Here is an 18,160-nt window from a genome sequence, read left to right on the forward strand (position 1 = left end):
GCAACAGATATTCCTACGATGTTCGACATGCTGTATAAAGAAACCCTTTTTCCCACACAATATGCTCAAATGCGGTAAGGGAGGCAGGGACAGAATGACACTGGATTTGCAAAACTATACAGTTCGTACCGATTTGGCGATCGACTCCAAGGAAATGGCGCAAGGTGGACAGAAACAGACGATTCCCGGACTACAGGAAGATGTAGAGAAAAAAGAGGGAATTACGATTACACGTATTGATGTCCTGACTGAAGAAGCAGCCACGGCTATTGGTCGGGTGAAAGGTCACTATGTCACCTTGGAAGTACCTTCACTACGGAATGGTGATACCGAGTTACAGGAGCGAGTTGCAGCCGAGTTCACACGTGAAATGGAAGATTTTATGGTTAAGGCCGGAATTAACAAAACATCCAAGGTCTTGATTGTTGGCTTGGGCAACTTAAATGTCACCCCGGATTCACTTGGTCCACTTGTTGTGGAAAATCTGATGGTGACGCGTCAGTATTTCGAATTGGTGCCTGATCAGGTTGCGCCAGGGTATCGGGAAGTCAGCGCGATTGCTCCCGGCGTGTTAGGTACAACGGGTATTGAATCCAGTGACATCGTACAGGGGATTGTAGACCGGACCAAGCCGGATGCGATTATCGCGATTGATGCGCTGGCCTCCCGTTCCTTGGAACGTGTAAATACAACGATTCAGGTAGCGGACATTGGTATTCACCCGGGTTCCGGTATTGGAAATAAACGGCGTGGCCTGACCCGTGAGATATTAGGTGTGCCTTGCATCGCCATCGGAGTACCAACCGTATGTTATGCGTCCACCATCGTGAACAATGTGATTGAGATGATGCGCTCACACTTCCGCCAGGAAACGGATCAGACCAAACAGATCATGGGTATGCTGGACGACATTGGTGAGCAAGATCGCTTGAGTCTGGTGAAAGAGGTACTGGAGCCACTAGGTCATGACCTCATTGTTACCCCAAAGGAAATCGATGAGTTTATTGAGGGAATTGCCAATGTTATTGCTACAGGACTTAACGCGGCACTCCATGATGCTGTGAATCCAGATAACGTAGCGGCCTATACACATTAAAACTTAAAACTGCTGAGAAGAAGGTCCGAATCTATCGGACTTTCTTTTTTTTGTTTTTGGAATCTTTCATTTTCCTGTTCTATCAAATTGGGCGGGCTCATAGAGTTGAAGTATAAGAGTTGTCCAGCAGGGAAGGAGACAGCAGAATGAACAAGATATTGGCCTGGAATATTGGAAAGTGGAAAAAAAGATGTCTGCACGTGCTGGCCATGGGCCGTACGTTGTTGTTGCTTATGATCATATCTGCCTTGTTTTTTGTCGTACTTGGTCTCGGGGGAATGGCAGAGAAACGCTTGAATAATTCACCCGTTTCTTCCATGAAAGGATTTGCGAGTGCCGTATCAAGCCGCTTTTTCGTCGATATGCTCGGTATGGAGATGCCCCATCTCACCCAGAAGGAACAAACTTCTGCTATATCCGGTGAAAATCTCACCTCATTTGTTTTCCAATTACTAACGAATGTAAATCCTCAAGATCCCAAGAGCCTGATTGCGAGAGAAATGCCGGGCATGGGTTCCAACCAACCTGTTCTGCTCCGTCCTGGATCTGGTAACGAAAAAGCCGAGGCTCCCGAAGATTATCAGCCCGGTCCCGGTCTTACGGATACGGCTTCCGCAGGTGGAGGGAAACCCGGTAGTGAGTTGCACATTCCTCCAGGCCAGGATAATACGGATCCACCTGAGTCGAGTGAGCCTGGAGATGGAGAAGGTAAAGAAGATCCCCCAGCAAAGAATGGTGAGAAAGACAATTCAGGCTCACCGACAACAGGCCAAAAGTCAATTCTTATCTATCATTCCCATCCACGGGAAGGCTACAATCCACTGCTAGGTACGAAAAGTGATAATCCATCATCAGGCCAATCAACAGGCAATGTGTTTCAAGTGGGAACCTACCTCTCAGACAGTCTGGAGAAGCTGGGAATCGGCGTAGAACACGCCAAGGATGATTACCCCACTAAAGTTAAGGACTATAACTGGAACTATTCTTATAAATACTCCCGTCAAACGGTAAAAGCGGCACTCGCTCAAAATGATGATCTGACATATCTCATAGACATTCATCGCGATTCACAGCGTCATGGCAAAACAACAACCACTATTAATGACTTGGGCTACGCCAAAGTGTATTTCATTATTGGACATGAAAATCCAAATTGGCGGCAAAATGAAGCCTTTGCAGCGAAAATTCATAAGAAACTGGAAGCCAAGTATCCTGGGGTATCCCGTGGTGTGTGGGGCAAAGATGGTGGAGGAGCCAACAATGGAGAGTATAACCAAACCCTTTCACCCAACAGCATTTTGATTGAGATTGGCGGCATCGACAACACAGGAGCTGAGCTCCAACGGACATCGAAGATTCTAGCAGACATGATTGCCCAAGTGTATTGGGAAGATCAGAAGGTGGACAAAGCCAGTGCAGAAACGTCATCACAGGGTGGATAGGGACTATATATGTATGAAGAACAAAATAGTAGAGAGTGACAGGAGGCAAAGCATATGTCCAGATTCGGTAAAAGACTGTTATCCATCGCTGTATTAATGTTGCTGGGTGTGCTGTTTGGAATGCAGCTGGCTGGCAGCAACTTTCATATGGGTAATTCATCAGACGGCACGTCAACCGCTGTGACAACAGAGCCAACTTCACAGGTTACCGAATCTGTCCCGACTGCACCTGTCCAAAAGGAAATCAAAGAACCACCATTTGTACCTGTTCAGTCACCAAGCCAAGTGCTTGGGGCAGATCAAAATAAGGCTCCGGTTGATGTGTTGGCAGACAAAACGGCTGGACTACTGCAAAATCTCTCACACAGTGGAATCAAATGGGTGGTCTCTCTTTTTAGCGGCGTTGCTGAATAAAATACTATAATTTTAAGGTACAATATAACCTCTGGGAGTGCATGATGACACTTTATTATAAAGTTGAGACATCACGGGATTGATGCACTGTGCTTCAACTGTTATAATGAAGTGATTGACACTAGGCTGTTTCTGGGGGTAAGGAATGACTGACATTCGGGCAAGACAACGTAAAATTCGTAACTTTTCTATTATTGCACATATAGATCACGGCAAATCAACACTTGCGGACCGGATCTTGGAGCACACAGGTGCGCTCACTTCACGTGAAATGCAGGAACAAGTTCTGGATAAAATGGACCTTGAACGTGAACGTGGAATAACGATCAAGCTACAAGCAGTAGCCTTGACTTACAAAGCGGACGATGGTGAAGAGTATTTATTGAATCTGATTGATACACCGGGACACGTAGACTTCACGTATGAAGTATCACGCAGTCTTGCTGCATGTGAAGGTGCTCTGCTGGTTGTGGATGCGGCTCAGGGAATTGAAGCCCAAACACTTGCCAACGTGTATCTGGCATTGGATAACAATCTTGAAATTTTACCGGTTATCAACAAAATTGACCTTCCGAGCGCTGATCCTGAACGGGTGAAGCAGGAAGTGGAAGATGTTATTGGTTTGGACACAAGTAATGCGGTTTTGGCTTCGGCCAAATCAGGAATCGGAATCAAAGAAATTTTGGAGCAAGTGGTGAAAAGTGTTCCGGCACCAACTGGTGATCCTGACCAGCCTTTGAAAGCGCTGATTTTTGACTCGCACTACGACCCGTACAAAGGTGTAATCGTATATGTTCGTGTTGTTGACGGCAAAATCAAATCCGGTTCCAAAATCAAAATGATGGCAACAGGTAAATCATTTGAAGTCATTGAAGTTGGAGCGTTCAAACCTCGTATGACCATCGTGGACGAGCTGAACGTCGGGGATGTTGGATTTATCGTTGCAGGTATCCGGCATGTTGGCGATACACAAGTCGGGGATACGGTAACGGATGCCAAAAATCCAACACCGGAACCATTGCCGGGTTATCGTAAAATTAACCCAATGGTGTATTGTGGTCTCTATCCGATCGAAACATCGGACTATGTTGATCTGCGTGAAGCGTTGGAGAAATTGCAGTTGAACGATGCGTCTCTGAGCTTTGAACCGGAAACATCCAGTGCACTCGGTTTTGGATTCCGTTGCGGATTCCTTGGACTGCTTCACATGGACGTTATCCAGGAGCGGATCGAGCGGGAGTTTAACATTCCGTTGATCACAACGGCACCAAGTGTAATCTATCACGTTACCTTAACGAATGGTGAAGTGATGAAAATCGACAACCCATCCAACTATCCTGAGGTGGGACGGATTGATTACGTCGAGGAACCATACGTCAAGGCAGATATTATCGTACCGAATGATTATGTAGGTACCATTATGGAGCTGTGTCAGACTAAACGCGGTGAATATGTAAATATGGAATATCTGGACACAACCCGGGTTACCATTACCTATGAGATTCCGTTGTCCGAGATTGTATATGACTTCTTCGACCAGTTGAAATCCGGTACCAAAGGATATGCATCCCTGGATTATGAACTGTCCGGTTACCGTCAGTCCAATCTGGCAAAAATGGATATTGTACTCAATGGCGAACAGGTGGATGCTCTGTCCTTCATCGTTCACCGTGATCGTGCCTATAATCGCGGACGCATTGTCTGTGAGAAACTGCGCGAGCTGATTCCACGACAAATGTTCGAGGTGCCAATTCAGGCATCTGTAGGTACCAAGGTCGTTGCTCGTGAGACGGTAAAAGCAATGCGTAAAAACGTACTTGCCAAGTGTTATGGTGGTGACATCTCGCGGAAACGGAAACTGCTTGAGAAGCAGAAGGAAGGTAAGAAGCGGATGAAGCAGGTTGGTAACGTTGAGGTGCCGCAAGAGGCATTCATGGCGGTACTGAAAATTGATGACTAGGACGTTTGCTTGCAAACGTCACGTGAATCCTTTTGGTACATCAATAATTTGTGTATGAAAGGATAAACGATATTTTGTCTCGGGTACATCACAGAGTGTGTGTATCGAAATTGAATTGTAGGACGTTTGCTTGCAAACATGGGTACAACACAGAATATTAAATAACTAAGCTGAAAGGGAAGCCGGATGGCTTTCCTTTTTTCAAATAGAGGGGGACTTGCCATGACATTGGCAGCACACAGCCGGAAGACAGGTGCGCCCCAAGCGGTGTATCTTCACATTCCCTTTTGCACGAATAAATGTTTTTATTGCGACTTTAACTCTTACGTTCTGAAAGATCAGCCCGTGATGCAATATCTCGAAGCGCTGGAACGGGAGATGGAACATACAGTTAAGGCCAATCCACCGGGTGAGATCAAGACGATATTTGTAGGTGGGGGTACGCCAACAGCTCTGAAACCGGATGAGATGGCCGTATTTCTTCGTTCCGTGAAGACGTATTTCCCAAATTGGGCAGACGATATTGAATTTTCGATGGAAGCCAACCCGGGAACAACGGATGCGGAGAAACTCGCTGCGATGAAAGAAGGCGGCGTCAACCGCGTCAGTTTTGGCGTGCAGGCTTTTCAGAATGATCTGCTGACAGGCATTGGCCGTATTCATAATACGGATGATGTATACCGCAGTTTGGAGAATGCTCGTAAAGCAGGCTTGAATAACCTGTCCATTGACCTGATGTTTGGGTTGCCAAACCAGACTGTTGAAATGTTGAATGAGAGTATCGACAAAGCGCTGGAACTGGATCTGCCGCATTACTCCATCTACAGCCTGAAAGTGGAAGAGAATACACTTTTCCATACACTGTATCAGAAGAACCAGTTACCACTTCCTCATGAAGATGATGAGCTGGAGATGTATCTTCTATTAATGAGACGTATGAAAGAAGCAGGCTATGGACAATACGAGATCAGCAACTTTGCCAAGCCGGGCTTTGAGAGTCGTCACAATATTACCTACTGGCGTAATGAGGACTACTACGGTCTGGGTGCAGGTGCACATGGATATGTGGGCCGCGAACGGCATATGAATATTAAAGGTATAAATCCTTATGTTGAAGCTTCACGAGCAGGGCTGCCTCGTCTGGATCATTTTGAGATTGCTCGCCCGGAGGCCATGGAAGATTATCTGATGGTTGGACTGAGAATGTTGGAGGGAGCTTCGGCCTCTCGGTTTAGCGAACAGTTCGGAGAGTCTATGGAAGAAGTGTTTGCGAAGCCTTTGGGCAAAATGTTGAATGCAGGGTTGCTTGAGCGGACGGCAGACGGCTTCCGACTGAGCGAGCAGGGTATCCTGTTCGGAAATGACGTTTTTGCGGAGTTTATCGGGTCCATATCGCTGAATTCGTAGCTTGAAATTGTATACGATTTGTTGTATATTTATTCATATTGATTTTACAGAGCGTGTTAATTTAACAACTACGAAGTCAGCTTTCCTCTGGAAAGCTTGGTAATAGGAGGAGAGCAGGATGTCGGTAATATGCAGAAAAGCCGTGTCGGAAGATGTTGAACCACTGTATGAAATGATTAAGGGCTATGCAGAGCGTGGGATCATGCTTCCGCGATCACGGGAAATACTGCACCGACAGCTGGAGCACTTTGTTGTAGCCGAAGTTGATGGTGAAGTGGTGGGTTGCGGATCGCTTTGTCGTCTGGGGAATGATTTGGTGGAAGTCAGATCACTCGGTATCTCGGAAGGACACAAAGGGCTCGGTATTGGCTCCCGATTGCTGGACCGACTGGTAGAAGAAGCAGAGAAACAACAGATTCCTAAGGTTATGGCGTTGACATATGAAGTATCCTTCTTCCTCAAAAACGGGTTTGCCGTAGTGGAAAAAGAGATTTTCCCTGAGAAAGTATGGACCGACTGTGTTCATTGCAGCAAGCAGGATTGTTGCGATGAGATCGCGGTATTAAAAGAGCTTAACGTTTCAGCTTAACAACTGAATGGACTGCATGGATCGAGCCGAGTCTGCCTCTGCCCTACATGCAGTCCTTTTTTACTTCAAAGTATGTTCAATAAAGTTGTTAGGACTCGTCGACATTGGTCTATACTATAAATAGATGAGCCCACTCATCAAACTCACTTGACAATGTTCACGTCAGTTTGGTATTTTTGTATTACCGCTTAGCACTCATCTAACCGGAGTGCTAACGACATGGGACAGTACAGTCAGAAGGAGGGATACTCACCATGTTAACAGAGCGTCAACGAATGATTCTGAACGCTATAGTGGATGACTATATCCGTTCAGCTGAGCCCGTAGGGTCCCGGAGCATTTCCAAAAGGGGAGATGTTGGATACAGTCCGGCGACGATCCGTAATGAAATGGCGGACCTTGAAGATATGGGTTTCCTGGAACAGCCGCATACATCAGCAGGACGCATTCCTTCTCATAAAGGCTATCGATATTATGTCGATCATTTGGTCCCTTGGAATCAGGTGGAGCCTCAGGAGTTGGATGATCTGAAGTCGTTCTTTGCTGAAAAACTGAACGTCATGGAACAAGTTATTCAGCATGCATCCAATATTTTGTCACATATGACGAATTATACTTCGATCCTGCTTGGACCGGAAGTATTCCATACGTCCTTACGTCACTTCCAATTGCTTCCGTTGAACGAGAGTGAAGCTGTGGCAATTATCGTGACCAATACAGGTCAAGTGGAGAACAAGACGGTTCAGATTCCACCAGAAATCTCGGTAGCCGAGATGGAAAATGTCGTTCGCTTGTTAAATACCAAGCTTGTGGGCGTACCAATCTACAAATTGAAATCCCGTCTTTATACCGAACTTGGGCAAGAGATGGAACGGCATATTACACGTTACGAGGAAGTTATGCAGGTGCTCAACAGTGCCTTTGACAATGAACATGATAATCGTCTGTTCCTCAGTGGTGCCACTAATATGTTGACACAACCGGAGTTTAAAGATATCGAAAAGGTAAAAGATATTCTTGACCTGCTGGAAGAGACACCAACACTCATGAAATTGATGATGCCCGTGCCGGGTGGATCTGGTATTCAAGTGCGAATCGGCACTGAGAATGATCATGAAGCCTTTGCCAACTGCAGCCTGATTACAGCCTCCTATTCATTGGACGGTGAGGCTTTGGGGTCGATCGGTATTCTAGGACCCACGCGGATGGATTATGCACGTGTCATTCATATTTTAAATACACTATCCCGTGACTTGACGGCGATGCTAACACATCGTTTCAAATAAGATTCGGGAATGAACCATTTCATTCGTATAAGGAGGTGAACATCTTGAAAGAGGAGCAATCATTTACAGAAGAACAAGAGGTAACAGCAACTGAGCAGGAGCCTATTAATGAAGCTGGCGCTGCAGAAGCACAAGCTGAAGAGATGGCTGGTCAGGAGCAGGATGAGCTTGCACGTCTGAAGGCAGAAGCTGAGGAGCAACAACAGCGTTATGTCCGTGCACAGGCTGATTTTGATAACTTCCGTCGTCGTACGCAGAAGGAAAAAGAAGAATTGGCTAAATACGCTTCGATGAAGCTGGTCACCGAACTGGTACCGGTTATTGATAACTTCGAGCGCGCCATGGCTACTGTACCGGAAGGAGCAGAAGTCGAATCTTTCTCCAAGGGCATCCAAATGATTTTCCGTCAATTGGAAACCGTGATGAATAATGAAGGTCTGACGGCTATGGAATCGGTAGGACAACCGTTCAATCCTGAATTCCACCAAGCAATTATGCAAGTGGAGAGCGACGAGTACGAAGAAGGTATCGTTGTTGAGGAAGTCCAAAAAGGCTACATGCTGAAAGATAAAGTGCTTCGTCCAGCTATGGTTAAAGTCAGCTCATAAATTCCTTATAGGAAGGAATGAGTCGGCTCCATGGTTGAACAATGTGGGCGAAGTTTAATATAAAGGTTTGTACACATAGAGCACGATTAGCAACATGAACATCTAAATAAGGGTCAGATCAGACCCATTCATTTTAAATTGTTGAGGGAGGAAATTTTCGGATGAGCAAAGTAATTGGTATTGACTTAGGAACAACAAACTCATGCGTAGCAGTAATGGAAGGCGGCGAGGCTGTCGTAATTCCAAATCCGGAGGGCGCACGTACAACTCCATCCGTAGTTGGTTTCAAAAAGGATGGAGAGCGCGTTGTTGGTGAAACAGCAAAACGTCAAGCCATCACCAATCCGGATCGTACCATCATGTCGATCAAACGTCACATGGGTACTTCCCACAAGGAAACAATCGATAGCAAAGACTACTCCGCACAAGAGATCTCTGCAATCATTCTGCAAAAATTGAAATCCGATGCTGAAGCTTATCTGGGTCAAACGGTAACTCAAGCAGTTATCACTGTACCAGCTTACTTCAATGACAGTCAGCGCCAAGCGACTAAAGATGCGGGTAAAATTGCAGGTTTGGAAGTTCTGCGTATCGTCAACGAGCCAACAGCAGCAGCTTTGGCATACGGTATGGAGAAATCCGAAGACCAAACGATCCTCGTATATGACCTGGGTGGCGGTACGTTCGACGTATCCATTCTTGAACTGGGTGATGGCTTCTTCGAAGTTAAAGCAACTAGCGGGGACAACAAACTAGGCGGGGATGACTTTGACCAAGTGATCATTGATTACCTCGTAAGTGAATTCAAAAAAGATCAAGGCATTGACTTGAGTAAAGATAAAGCAGCGGTTCAACGTTTGAAAGATGCAGCGGAAAAAGCGAAAAAAGAACTTTCCGGCGTATTGACTACAACGATCTCCTTGCCGTTCATCACAGTTGCTGATGGCGTTCCTCAGCATTTGGAGTTGAACCTGAGCCGTGCGAAATTTGAAGAAATCTCTGAAGGTCTGGTTGAGCGTACGCTTGAACCAACTCGTCGTGCATTGAGTGATGCGGGTATGACGCCTAACGATATCGACAAGATCGTATTGGTTGGTGGTTCGACACGTATTCCAGCAGTACAAGAAGCAATCAAAAAACTGACGGGTAAAGAGCCACACAAAGGCGTTAACCCGGATGAAGTTGTAGCTTTGGGTGCTGCTGTACAAGCGGGCGTACTGACAGGTGACGTTAAAGACGTTGTATTGCTCGACGTAACGCCATTGTCCCTGGGTATCGAAACAGCGGGTGGCGTATTCACTAAAATGATCGAGCGTAACACTACGATCCCTACAAGCAAATCTCAAGTGTTCTCCACGTATGCAGACAATCAACCAAGCGTTGAGATTCATGTTCTGCAAGGTGAGCGTGAGATGGCAGCGGGTAACAAATCGCTTGGACGTTTCATGTTGGGTGATATTCCACCAGCTCCACGTGGCGTTCCACAGATCGAAGTTAGCTTCGATATTGATGCCAACGGTATCGTTAACGTATCTGCAACAGATAAAGGTACGAACAAAACTCAAAAAATCACAATCACTTCTTCCAGCGGTTTGAGCGATGCTGAAGTTGAGCAAATGATGAAAGATGCTGAGTTGCATGCTGAAGAAGATAAAAAACGCAGAGAACTCGTTGAAGCGAAAAACAGTGCAGATCAATTGATCTACTCTGTTGACAAAACGATCAAAGATCTTGGCGAAAAAGCAGATGCTGGCGAAGTTGAAAAAGCAAATGCTGCCAAAGAAAAACTGCAAGGCGTTCTGGCTTCCGACAACCTGGAAGATATCAAAGCTGCTACAGAAGAACTGACAGAGATCGTTCAACAACTGTCTGTGAAACTGTATGAGCAAGCTCAGGCGCAAGAGCAAGAAGCACAAGGTGCTGAAGAGCAACAAGGTTCTGCTAAACGTGACAACGTCGTAGACGCTGATTACGAAGTTGTGGATGAAGATAAAAAACAAAACTAATTCGTAGTTCTACGCGAATTAAACATCGGTGACGTTCGAATTAGAGGGAAAGTCATAGCCGGGGCTCCCGCGCTTTGGCTTTCCTTTTGTCACGATGTGCGATATGGTGAATGATATGGGGGTGGAAGAGTGGCTGAAAAGCGTGATTATTATGAGGTGCTTGGCGTTAGTAAAACGGCTAACGACGATGAAATTAAAAAGGCTTACCGTAAGCTTGCCCGTCAGTATCACCCTGACGTAAACAAGGCTGCTGATGCGGAAGCTAAATTTAAAGAAGTTAAAGAAGCTTACGACGTAGTGAGTGACGGTCAGAAGCGTGCACAATATGATCAATATGGTCATGTCGATCCGAATCAAGGTGGATTCGGTGGTGGCGGTGATTTTGGCGGCGGCGGATTTGGCGACATCTTCGACATGTTCTTTGGCGGCGGTGGCGGTGGACGACGTGATCCAAATGCTCCGCAACGGGGGAATGATCTGCAATACACGATGACGATTGAGTTCAAGGAAGCTGTATTCGGTAAAGAAACCGATATTACGATTCCGCGTACCGAAGGCTGTGATACCTGTCATGGCTCAGGTGCCAAACCTGGAACGAAACCGGAAACCTGCTCGGTCTGCCAAGGTAGCGGTCAGCAGGAAGTCGTGCAAAATACACCGTTTGGTCGTATGGTTAATCGTCGTGCATGTTCGAACTGTAGCGGTTCGGGCCAAATTATCAAAGAAAAATGTACAACGTGCAGTGGCAGCGGTAAAGTCCGCAAGCAACGCAAAATCCATGTCCGCATTCCAGCGGGTGTAGATGATGGCGCGCAACTGCGTATGACAGGTGAGGGCGAAGGCGGCCTGCGTGGCGGACCAGCGGGAGATCTGTATATTGTCATTCGCGTGAAATCACATGATTTCTTCGAGCGTGAAGGCGACGATATTTATTGCGAAATCCCACTTACCTTTGCTCAGGCAGCTCTGGGAGATGAAGTTGAGATCCCGACGCTCACCGAGAAAGTGAAGTTGAAAGTACCAGCTGGTACACAAACGGGAACGTATTTCCGCCTCAAAGGCAAAGGTGTACCACGCCTGCGCGGTATGGGGCAAGGGGATCAGCATGTGAAAGTGGTTGTGGTTACACCTAGTAAGCTGAATGACGAGCAGAAAGATCTGCTTCGCCAAATTGCTTCGCTGGATGGAGAGCAAACACATGAGCATGAACAATCTTTCTTTGATAGAGTGAAACGCGCCTTCCGCGGCGACTGAGAATAAAATAAAGCAAGTCCAAAAGGACACCACAGCGGTTTTTACCGCAGGGTGTCCTTTTTTGTGCGCCTTTTTTTGTGGTTCAGTGGTTTTTGTGAAATCCATGGATCTATGCTACGAAGCTCGACAGCAATTTGTGGGAGCATTTCGGTATATTCTGAGCAAACTTGCGGAAAGATAGCATGGCGAGAATGATATGCATAGCTGATATGCGAGAAATTAGGGAAGCAGGTGAAGCGGATGACCGAGAAAAATATTTTGGCGTACTTTCACAGCCCGGAGCAGGCTCAAGGGGCGGCCAAAAAACTGGAGGCATTGCGAGTGGAGGACCTGTCGATTAATCGATTCAGCCGATATGCGGGTGTAGGACCAAGCGGGGCTTCCTACAAGCCGGGCGTTTCCGGCAGTTTTTCATCATGGGTGCCCGATTCGATGCAAACAAATGCCAGTGCTGGAATCATGGCTGCGGCGGACCCTTCTGCAAGCGGCATGAGTGATGGTGGACAGGGTGGACCTACAGGAAGAGATGTATTACTTACTGTCATCGTAGATGAATCGGTACATCACCGCGCTATGTCTATTATCGAACAAGCCGGTGGAATGATCTAGTTTCAAGAAATCCATATAAGATGGACAGATAATTACACTTTAACGGAGAGTGTAGAACCAATCTGAAGAAGCGAAGCGTTCGCCTAAAAGCTTTCGCAAGAAAGCTGCTTCGGAAGCATACGCTATCCCCGGATTTCTCCCTTTAAGGAGGGAGTTGAAGGAATCTGGAGATAACAGCGATCGGAGGATGGGGCTACAATCGGAGTCTTACAGTGTAACAAATATTAGTTCATTTTAATTTGAAGGAGGAGCATTACAATGGCTGAACATGAACGTCCAGGCAAGATCTTAACGAAAACGGAAAAGATGAAACGTATGCAATCCGCAAAAAATGAGGACGTGGAATTCAGCGCTGAAGCTGCGGATCATGAAGATATAGAAGCACTACGCCGCAGTGAAGCGGCTGATCGACGACAGGGACGGGAGCTTCATGACTGAAGATCGCTCGGCAGTGACCCTCGAAGCTGTTTTTACAAGCTGGACTGAGGCCGAGTCTGCACGCAGAGCCCTGGAATTTTTGCACCCGAACCAATTAAGCATTGAGAGCCTTGGCAATGAAGCGTCTGCATTGGACTCAAACGATGTTACGGGCTCCGATAATTCTCCTACGGCCGTCGTCGGAGGATTTAGTGGCGAACTGAATGTACTTGCCTTGATTAGTGATGAAACGGAAATGTTGTCCAATGGTCAGGTGTATGATACACCCAAAGAGGACTCGGCCAACAGGCTAAAACAAGAAATTTTGCTGACCGTGTCCGTATCCAATGATTCGCTCCCGCAAGCCGCAGAGATGATCACGCAGAATGGTGGGCGTTTTTGCTAACTGAGATTCAAATTATGCAATATGCTGAAGTATATGAAACAGATATGTATGAATAGATGACAGGATATTCGAGCAGTCAGGCTGCGGATATCCTGTTTTGTTTTTCTTTTACTGGTGCGGCTTTGTGCTCCGGCTAGCTTGTGTAGTACAATAGTTGGGATGTTTGAAAAATGAGGAGGAAAAACCAAGTATGTTATGGCATGAACTAACAATACATACCACAGAAGAAGCTGTGGAGATGATTTCGAATTTTTTACATGAAGCGGGTGCTGGAGGGGTTTCGATTGAAGAGTCCGGTACTTTAAATAAAAAACGGGACACGACATATGGTGAGTTATACGACGTTCCTTTGAATGATATTCCGGAAGGCTTTGCGGTCATCAAAGGATACTTCTCCGAAGGTACGGATATGGTTGCATTACAGTCAGAAGTTAATCCAAGAGTTGAGGAACTCTCCGAATTCGGAATTGATACAGGTGAGGTTCGTTATGAGACGCGTACAGTGGATGAAGATGACTGGGCAACAGCCTGGAAACAATATTTCAAGCCGGTACGTGTATCGGAACGTTTGACGATCAAGCCAACTTGGGAAGAGTATACGCCTGAAAGTCTGGATGAGAAAATTATTGAGCTTGATCCAGGCATGGCCTTTGGTACAGGAACACATCCAACGACCTCCCTCTGCTTGCGCACACTGGAAACGGTTATTCAGGGCGGCGAGGAAGTCATTGACGTAGGTACAGGTTCTGGTATTTTGGCTATTGGAGCGATAAAACTTGGGGCAAAACATGTACTGGCGCTTGATCTTGATCCGGTTGCGGTAATCAGTGCCAGGGAGAATGTGGAACTGAATGGGCTGGAGCAACAAATTACGGTTAAAGAGAGTGATCTGTTGTCCGTCCTTGGGAGTCAGGACCCTGCACTTGGTGTACAACTGCCGGTTAAGGTTGTCGTGGCGAACATTCTGGCTGAGATCATTTTGTTGTTCGTAGACGATGTCTATAATGCGCTTGAGTCTGGTGGCACCTATATTGTATCCGGCATTTGGAAGAACAAAGAGCAGGTTGTGCATGATGCACTGGTAGCCTCCGGATTTGAAGTGAGTGCGATCCACCGTGATGAGGATTGGCTGGCATTTGTAGCCAGAAGGGGGTAACGTATGGACTTTTGGAATTCGTTCTTTCGTTATCCGATCGATCAGCTTCCGTTTTTCCTGCTGACCATTCTGATCGCATTTACGGTGCATGAATTCTCGCATGCGTATTTTGCTAACAAATTTGGTGATCCAACAGCGAAGCTGTTGGGTCGGGTCACGCTGAATCCGGTTGTACACTTTGACTTGTTAGGTGTGCTGCTGCTCATTATTGCCGGCTTTGGTTGGGCACGTCCAGTTCCCGTTAATCGGGCTAACTTCGACAAACCTAGATTGATGGGCATCATCGTATCTGCAGCAGGGCCTCTGAGCAATCTTTTGCTCGCGATCATCGGTACAATCATCTATGCTTCACTGGTTGGTTCGGGAGCACTCGGTGGGATTGATAATGAGCGTCTGCTCACAGCAATCACGACGTTTTTCGCTATCTTTAACTTAACCAACTTTTTCCTGTTCCTGTTTAACTTGATTCCGTTGCCACCACTGGATGGTTATCGGATTCTAGAGGATCTACTGCCACCTTCAATCAGCCGCAAGCTGCAAGGGGTGGAGCAATGGTCTATTTTTATCTTCCTATTGATTCTTGTTATACCTCCGTTGCAAAATGTGACGATTCAACCTTTGTATGAGTTTGCGCAAACGATGTATGTGGATCTGGCAAAGGTGATTATCGAATTATATCGCTAAAAGCGCATTGTTTATGGACTGGAATACTGGTCAGAAACACGTAAAAGTTGTATGATCATCTGTGGCGATTGGATTCACGCCTGTCATCAGGCGGGGTGAATTCCAGTCATAACAGGACAGAATGGGTGGATTGACTTATGCAGCGATATTTTGTATCTGCAGAACAGTTTAATGAACACGCTGTGATTATCACAGGTGATGATGCACGCCATATTGGCAAGGTCATGCGTGGTAAACCTGGAGATAAACTGATTGTCAGTGACGGAAACTCCAGAGAAGCACTCGTGGAAATTGAGAGTATTGAAGTTGGCCAAGTGACAGCCAATATTGTGGAACCTCTCGAGATGGACCATGAAGCACGGATTCGTGTAACCGTGGCACAGAGTTTGCCCAAGGGTGACAAGATGGAAACAGTCATCCAGAGATGTACTGAGATTGGGGCGGTATCATTTGTACCCTTCCTATCAGAACGTACGATTGTGCAATATGATGCCAAGAAAGAAGGCAAACGGTTGGAGCGGTGGCGGAAAATTGCCAAGGAAGCTGCCGAACAGAGTCACCGGAATCGTATTCCATCCGTCGAGCAGCCGCTTTCCTGGAAAGGGCTGTTATCTTCTTTTGAGGGCTATAGCCTTGTATGTTATTGTTATGAGAAAGAAAATGGTAAACAGCTGAGAGATGCATTGAAGCCGTTTATAGAGCAGCTTGCACCTGATGCAAGTGCAGAAGTTTTGATCGTGGTTGGACCGGAAGGTGGATTTTCTGAGAAGGAGACGGCAGAGGCTGATCAGGCAGGTGCTGTATCTGTTGGACTGGGCAAACGCATTTTGCGTGCTGAGACAGCTGGAATGGCAGCACTAACTTGCGTGCTATATGAATCCGGAGAAATGGGAGGAATGTAATTATGCCATCCGTGGCGTTTTACACCTTAGGCTGCAAAGTTAATTTCTATGATACAGAGGCGATTTGGCAATTGTTCAAAAACGAAGGTTACGATCAAGTGGACTTTGATGAACAGACAGCGGATGTATACTTGATTAATACTTGTACAGTAACCAATACCGGCGACAAAAAGAGCCGTCAAATTATTCGTCGTGCCATTCGGCGCAACCCGGAGGCGATTGTGGCCGTTACAGGCTGCTACGCGCAGACTTCTCCGGCAGAGATTCTGGACATCCCAGGGGTGGATCTGGTTATCGGTACACAGGACCGTGACAAGATTTTGCCATATGTTAATGAAATTCAGGAGTCCCGTCAACCGGTTAATGCGGTGCGTAATATTATGAAAACCCGTGTGTTTGAAGAAATGGATGTACCTGATTTTGCTGATCGTACCCGAGCTTTCCTAAAAATTCAAGATGGTTGCAATAACTTCTGTACATTCTGCATTATTCCGTGGTCTCGTGGTCTCTCACGCAGCCGTGAGGCGAACAGCATTATTCAACAGGCGCATCAACTTGTACACGCCGGATACAAGGAGATTGTTCTGACTGGTATTCATACAGGTGGGTATGGCGATGACATGGAGAACTATGATCTGACGGATCTACTGTGGGATTTGGATAAGGTAGAGGGTTTGGAGCGTATTCGAATCAGCTCGATTGAAGCCAGTCAGATCGATGACCGCATGCTCGACGTGATCAAACGTTCCGATAAACTCGTTCGTCACTTCCATATTCCGCTGCAAGCGGGTGATGATGCGGTGTTGAAACGCATGCGCCGCAAATATACGACAGAAGAGTTTTACAACAAGATGCTTCGCATTCGGGAAGCAATGCCGGATGTAGCGATTACAACAGACATCATTGTTGGATTTCCAGGTGAGACGGATGAGATGTACCGTAATGGCTATGAGTTGATGCGGAAGATCGGTTTTTCCGAAATGCACGTATTCCCTTATTCCAAGCGTACGGGTACGCCAGCAGCACGAATGGAAGATCAGGTGGACGAAGAAGTCAAAAATGCACGTGTGCATGAACTGATTGACTTGTCTGAGCAGATGCAGCTGGAGTACGCTGAGCAGTTTGTTGGACGGGTACTGGATGTTATTCCCGAAGGGGAAGCCAAGGGCCGCGAGGGAAGTGGCAAGCTGCACGGTTATAGCGACAACTACATTCAACTGGTCTTTGACGGGACGATGGATATGGTCGGTAAAGTGTGCCGAGTCAAAGTGGTTGAAGCCGGCGTCAACGAGAGTCAGGCTACGCTGGTACGTGTGTTGGAAGAGAATCTTAAGTCCGCCGCGATGTAATCGAGGCGTCAGAAACAAGGATTTCATTTCCTTGGGGAGCTTACCCGGGGAGATGAGGTCCTTCTTTTGCAAAAAATAAGATAAAGATATCCAAATTGATGGGGGAGAGCACGATGAACAAAAAAGAAATTTCAGCAGGCGGAGTTGTTTATAGAACAGGGGAAGACGGACGTCTTCAAATTCAGCTTATCGTAGATCGTTATGGTAAAACAACTCTCGCCAAGGGCAAAATGGAAGATGGAGAAACAATTGAACAGACGGCACTGCGCGAGATTTTGGAAGAGACAGGTATGGTGGGTCGCATTGTAGAGCCGGTTGATATCATTGCATACACGTACCAACATGCAGACTTTGGTCCGGTGGACAAGGAAGTTCATTATTATCTCGTTGAAGCCGAGAGTGGTGATCTACAGCCTCAGATTGAAGAAATCAAGGGTGTGGATTGGTATGCTCCGGAAGAAGCATGGTCCTTACAGCAGCAGAGCGGATATGATAATAACGATGATATCTTGCGTGTAGCCCTGAACAAGTTAGGCATTAACGTATAACGCACTATTGTTCGAGTCAGTTAGCCG

Annotated in this window: 18 protein-coding genes; all 18 read left to right on the forward strand. The window is 46.5% G+C overall.

What is annotated here, in order from left to right:
* The first annotated feature begins 94 nt into the window (after positions 1–94).
* The 18 genes from gpr (at position 95) to MHB71_RS03000 (ending at position 18,133) form a co-directional block, all read left to right on the forward strand.
* Entirely contained in the window at positions 95–1,096 is a 1,002-nt protein-coding gene (gpr, locus tag MHB71_RS02915) for a GPR endopeptidase (RefSeq protein WP_036615103.1), read from the forward strand.
* A gap of 146 nt (positions 1,097–1,242) precedes the next feature.
* On the forward strand, positions 1,243–2,538 hold the full coding sequence (locus tag MHB71_RS02920; RefSeq protein WP_340028819.1) for a stage II sporulation protein P: 1,296 nt from the start codon (positions 1,243–1,245) through the stop codon (positions 2,536–2,538).
* Positions 2,539–2,592: 54 nt separating this feature from the next.
* A complete protein-coding gene (locus MHB71_RS02925; protein ID WP_253502035.1) occupies positions 2,593–2,952 on the forward strand; it encodes a hypothetical protein in 360 nt (119 codons plus the stop codon).
* A gap of 145 nt (positions 2,953–3,097) precedes the next feature.
* Positions 3,098–4,912 (forward strand): translation elongation factor 4, encoded by a 1,815-nt coding sequence (lepA, locus tag MHB71_RS02930; RefSeq protein ID WP_036615097.1) that lies wholly within the window; start codon positions 3,098–3,100, stop codon positions 4,910–4,912.
* 222 nt (positions 4,913–5,134) lie between these two features.
* Positions 5,135–6,319 (forward strand): radical SAM family heme chaperone HemW, encoded by a 1,185-nt coding sequence (gene hemW, locus MHB71_RS02935; protein ID WP_036668565.1) that lies wholly within the window; start codon positions 5,135–5,137, stop codon positions 6,317–6,319.
* A gap of 118 nt (positions 6,320–6,437) precedes the next feature.
* A complete protein-coding gene (locus MHB71_RS02940) occupies positions 6,438–6,908 on the forward strand; it encodes an N-acetyltransferase (protein ID WP_036668566.1) in 471 nt (156 codons plus the stop codon).
* A 254-nt stretch (positions 6,909–7,162) separates the two neighbouring features.
* Entirely contained in the window at positions 7,163–8,194 is a 1,032-nt protein-coding gene (hrcA, locus tag MHB71_RS02945) for a heat-inducible transcriptional repressor HrcA (protein ID WP_036615092.1), read from the forward strand.
* 44 nt (positions 8,195–8,238) lie between these two features.
* Positions 8,239–8,802 carry a nucleotide exchange factor GrpE gene (gene grpE / locus MHB71_RS02950; protein ID WP_036668567.1) on the forward strand — a complete coding sequence of 188 codons (564 nt, stop codon included), beginning with the start codon at positions 8,239–8,241 and terminating at the stop codon, positions 8,800–8,802.
* Positions 8,803–8,963: 161 nt separating this feature from the next.
* The gene (dnaK, locus tag MHB71_RS02955; RefSeq protein ID WP_047843796.1) at positions 8,964–10,808 is read left to right on the forward strand and encodes a molecular chaperone DnaK; all 1,845 of its coding nucleotides are present in this window, start codon (positions 8,964–8,966) and stop codon (positions 10,806–10,808) included.
* A gap of 129 nt (positions 10,809–10,937) precedes the next feature.
* Entirely contained in the window at positions 10,938–12,062 is a 1,125-nt protein-coding gene (gene dnaJ / locus MHB71_RS02960; protein WP_036615086.1) for a molecular chaperone DnaJ, read from the forward strand.
* A gap of 240 nt (positions 12,063–12,302) precedes the next feature.
* A complete protein-coding gene (locus MHB71_RS02965) occupies positions 12,303–12,671 on the forward strand; it encodes a hypothetical protein (RefSeq protein WP_017687219.1) in 369 nt (122 codons plus the stop codon).
* 258 nt (positions 12,672–12,929) lie between these two features.
* Entirely contained in the window at positions 12,930–13,109 is a 180-nt protein-coding gene (locus MHB71_RS02970; RefSeq protein WP_017687220.1) for a YfhD family protein, read from the forward strand.
* A complete protein-coding gene (locus MHB71_RS02975) occupies positions 13,102–13,494 on the forward strand; it encodes a hypothetical protein (protein WP_036668568.1) in 393 nt (130 codons plus the stop codon). Before MHB71_RS02970 ends, MHB71_RS02975 begins: the two co-directional genes overlap by 8 nt.
* Positions 13,495–13,684: 190 nt before the next feature.
* On the forward strand, positions 13,685–14,650 hold the full coding sequence (gene prmA, locus MHB71_RS02980) for a 50S ribosomal protein L11 methyltransferase (RefSeq protein ID WP_340028820.1): 966 nt from the start codon (positions 13,685–13,687) through the stop codon (positions 14,648–14,650).
* Between the two features lie 3 nt (positions 14,651–14,653).
* Positions 14,654–15,334, forward strand: coding sequence for a site-2 protease family protein (locus MHB71_RS02985; RefSeq protein WP_036668570.1), 681 nt, complete (start codon positions 14,654–14,656; stop codon positions 15,332–15,334).
* A 137-nt stretch (positions 15,335–15,471) separates the two neighbouring features.
* Entirely contained in the window at positions 15,472–16,236 is a 765-nt protein-coding gene (locus MHB71_RS02990) for an RsmE family RNA methyltransferase (protein WP_036615075.1), read from the forward strand.
* A 2-nt stretch (positions 16,237–16,238) separates the two neighbouring features.
* Positions 16,239–17,585 (forward strand): tRNA (N(6)-L-threonylcarbamoyladenosine(37)-C(2))-methylthiotransferase MtaB, encoded by a 1,347-nt coding sequence (mtaB, locus tag MHB71_RS02995; protein ID WP_340028821.1) that lies wholly within the window; start codon positions 16,239–16,241, stop codon positions 17,583–17,585.
* Between the two features lie 113 nt (positions 17,586–17,698).
* Positions 17,699–18,133, forward strand: coding sequence for an NUDIX domain-containing protein (locus MHB71_RS03000; protein WP_036615070.1), 435 nt, complete (start codon positions 17,699–17,701; stop codon positions 18,131–18,133).
* Positions 18,134–18,160: the final 27 nt, after the last annotated feature.

Source organism: Paenibacillus sp. FSL H7-0940, assembly GCF_037979415.1.
Classification (GTDB): Bacteria; Bacillota; Bacilli; order Paenibacillales; family Paenibacillaceae; genus Paenibacillus; species Paenibacillus amylolyticus.

What these genes read in the sequence shown, in the direction of transcription:
- gpr (WP_036615103.1), top strand. Translation starts at nt 95, where the DNA reads ATGACACTGGATTTGCAAAACTATACAGTTCGTACCGATTTGGCGATC.
- MHB71_RS02920 (WP_340028819.1), top strand. Translation starts at nt 1,243, where the DNA reads ATGAACAAGATATTGGCCTGGAATATTGGAAAGTGGAAAAAAAGATGT.
- MHB71_RS02925 (WP_253502035.1), top strand. Translation starts at nt 2,593, where the DNA reads ATGTCCAGATTCGGTAAAAGACTGTTATCCATCGCTGTATTAATGTTG.
- lepA (WP_036615097.1), top strand. Translation starts at nt 3,098, where the DNA reads ATGACTGACATTCGGGCAAGACAACGTAAAATTCGTAACTTTTCTATT.
- hemW (WP_036668565.1), top strand. Translation starts at nt 5,135, where the DNA reads ATGACATTGGCAGCACACAGCCGGAAGACAGGTGCGCCCCAAGCGGTG.
- MHB71_RS02940 (WP_036668566.1), top strand. Translation starts at nt 6,438, where the DNA reads ATGTCGGTAATATGCAGAAAAGCCGTGTCGGAAGATGTTGAACCACTG.
- hrcA (WP_036615092.1), top strand. Translation starts at nt 7,163, where the DNA reads ATGTTAACAGAGCGTCAACGAATGATTCTGAACGCTATAGTGGATGAC.
- dnaK (WP_047843796.1), top strand. Translation starts at nt 8,964, where the DNA reads ATGAGCAAAGTAATTGGTATTGACTTAGGAACAACAAACTCATGCGTA.
- MHB71_RS02965 (WP_017687219.1), top strand. Translation starts at nt 12,303, where the DNA reads ATGACCGAGAAAAATATTTTGGCGTACTTTCACAGCCCGGAGCAGGCT.
- MHB71_RS02970 (WP_017687220.1), top strand. Translation starts at nt 12,930, where the DNA reads ATGGCTGAACATGAACGTCCAGGCAAGATCTTAACGAAAACGGAAAAG.
- MHB71_RS02975 (WP_036668568.1), top strand. Translation starts at nt 13,102, where the DNA reads ATGACTGAAGATCGCTCGGCAGTGACCCTCGAAGCTGTTTTTACAAGC.
- prmA (WP_340028820.1), top strand. Translation starts at nt 13,685, where the DNA reads ATGTTATGGCATGAACTAACAATACATACCACAGAAGAAGCTGTGGAG.
- MHB71_RS02985 (WP_036668570.1), top strand. Translation starts at nt 14,654, where the DNA reads ATGGACTTTTGGAATTCGTTCTTTCGTTATCCGATCGATCAGCTTCCG.
- MHB71_RS02990 (WP_036615075.1), top strand. Translation starts at nt 15,472, where the DNA reads ATGCAGCGATATTTTGTATCTGCAGAACAGTTTAATGAACACGCTGTG.
- mtaB (WP_340028821.1), top strand. Translation starts at nt 16,239, where the DNA reads ATGCCATCCGTGGCGTTTTACACCTTAGGCTGCAAAGTTAATTTCTAT.
- MHB71_RS03000 (WP_036615070.1), top strand. Translation starts at nt 17,699, where the DNA reads ATGAACAAAAAAGAAATTTCAGCAGGCGGAGTTGTTTATAGAACAGGG.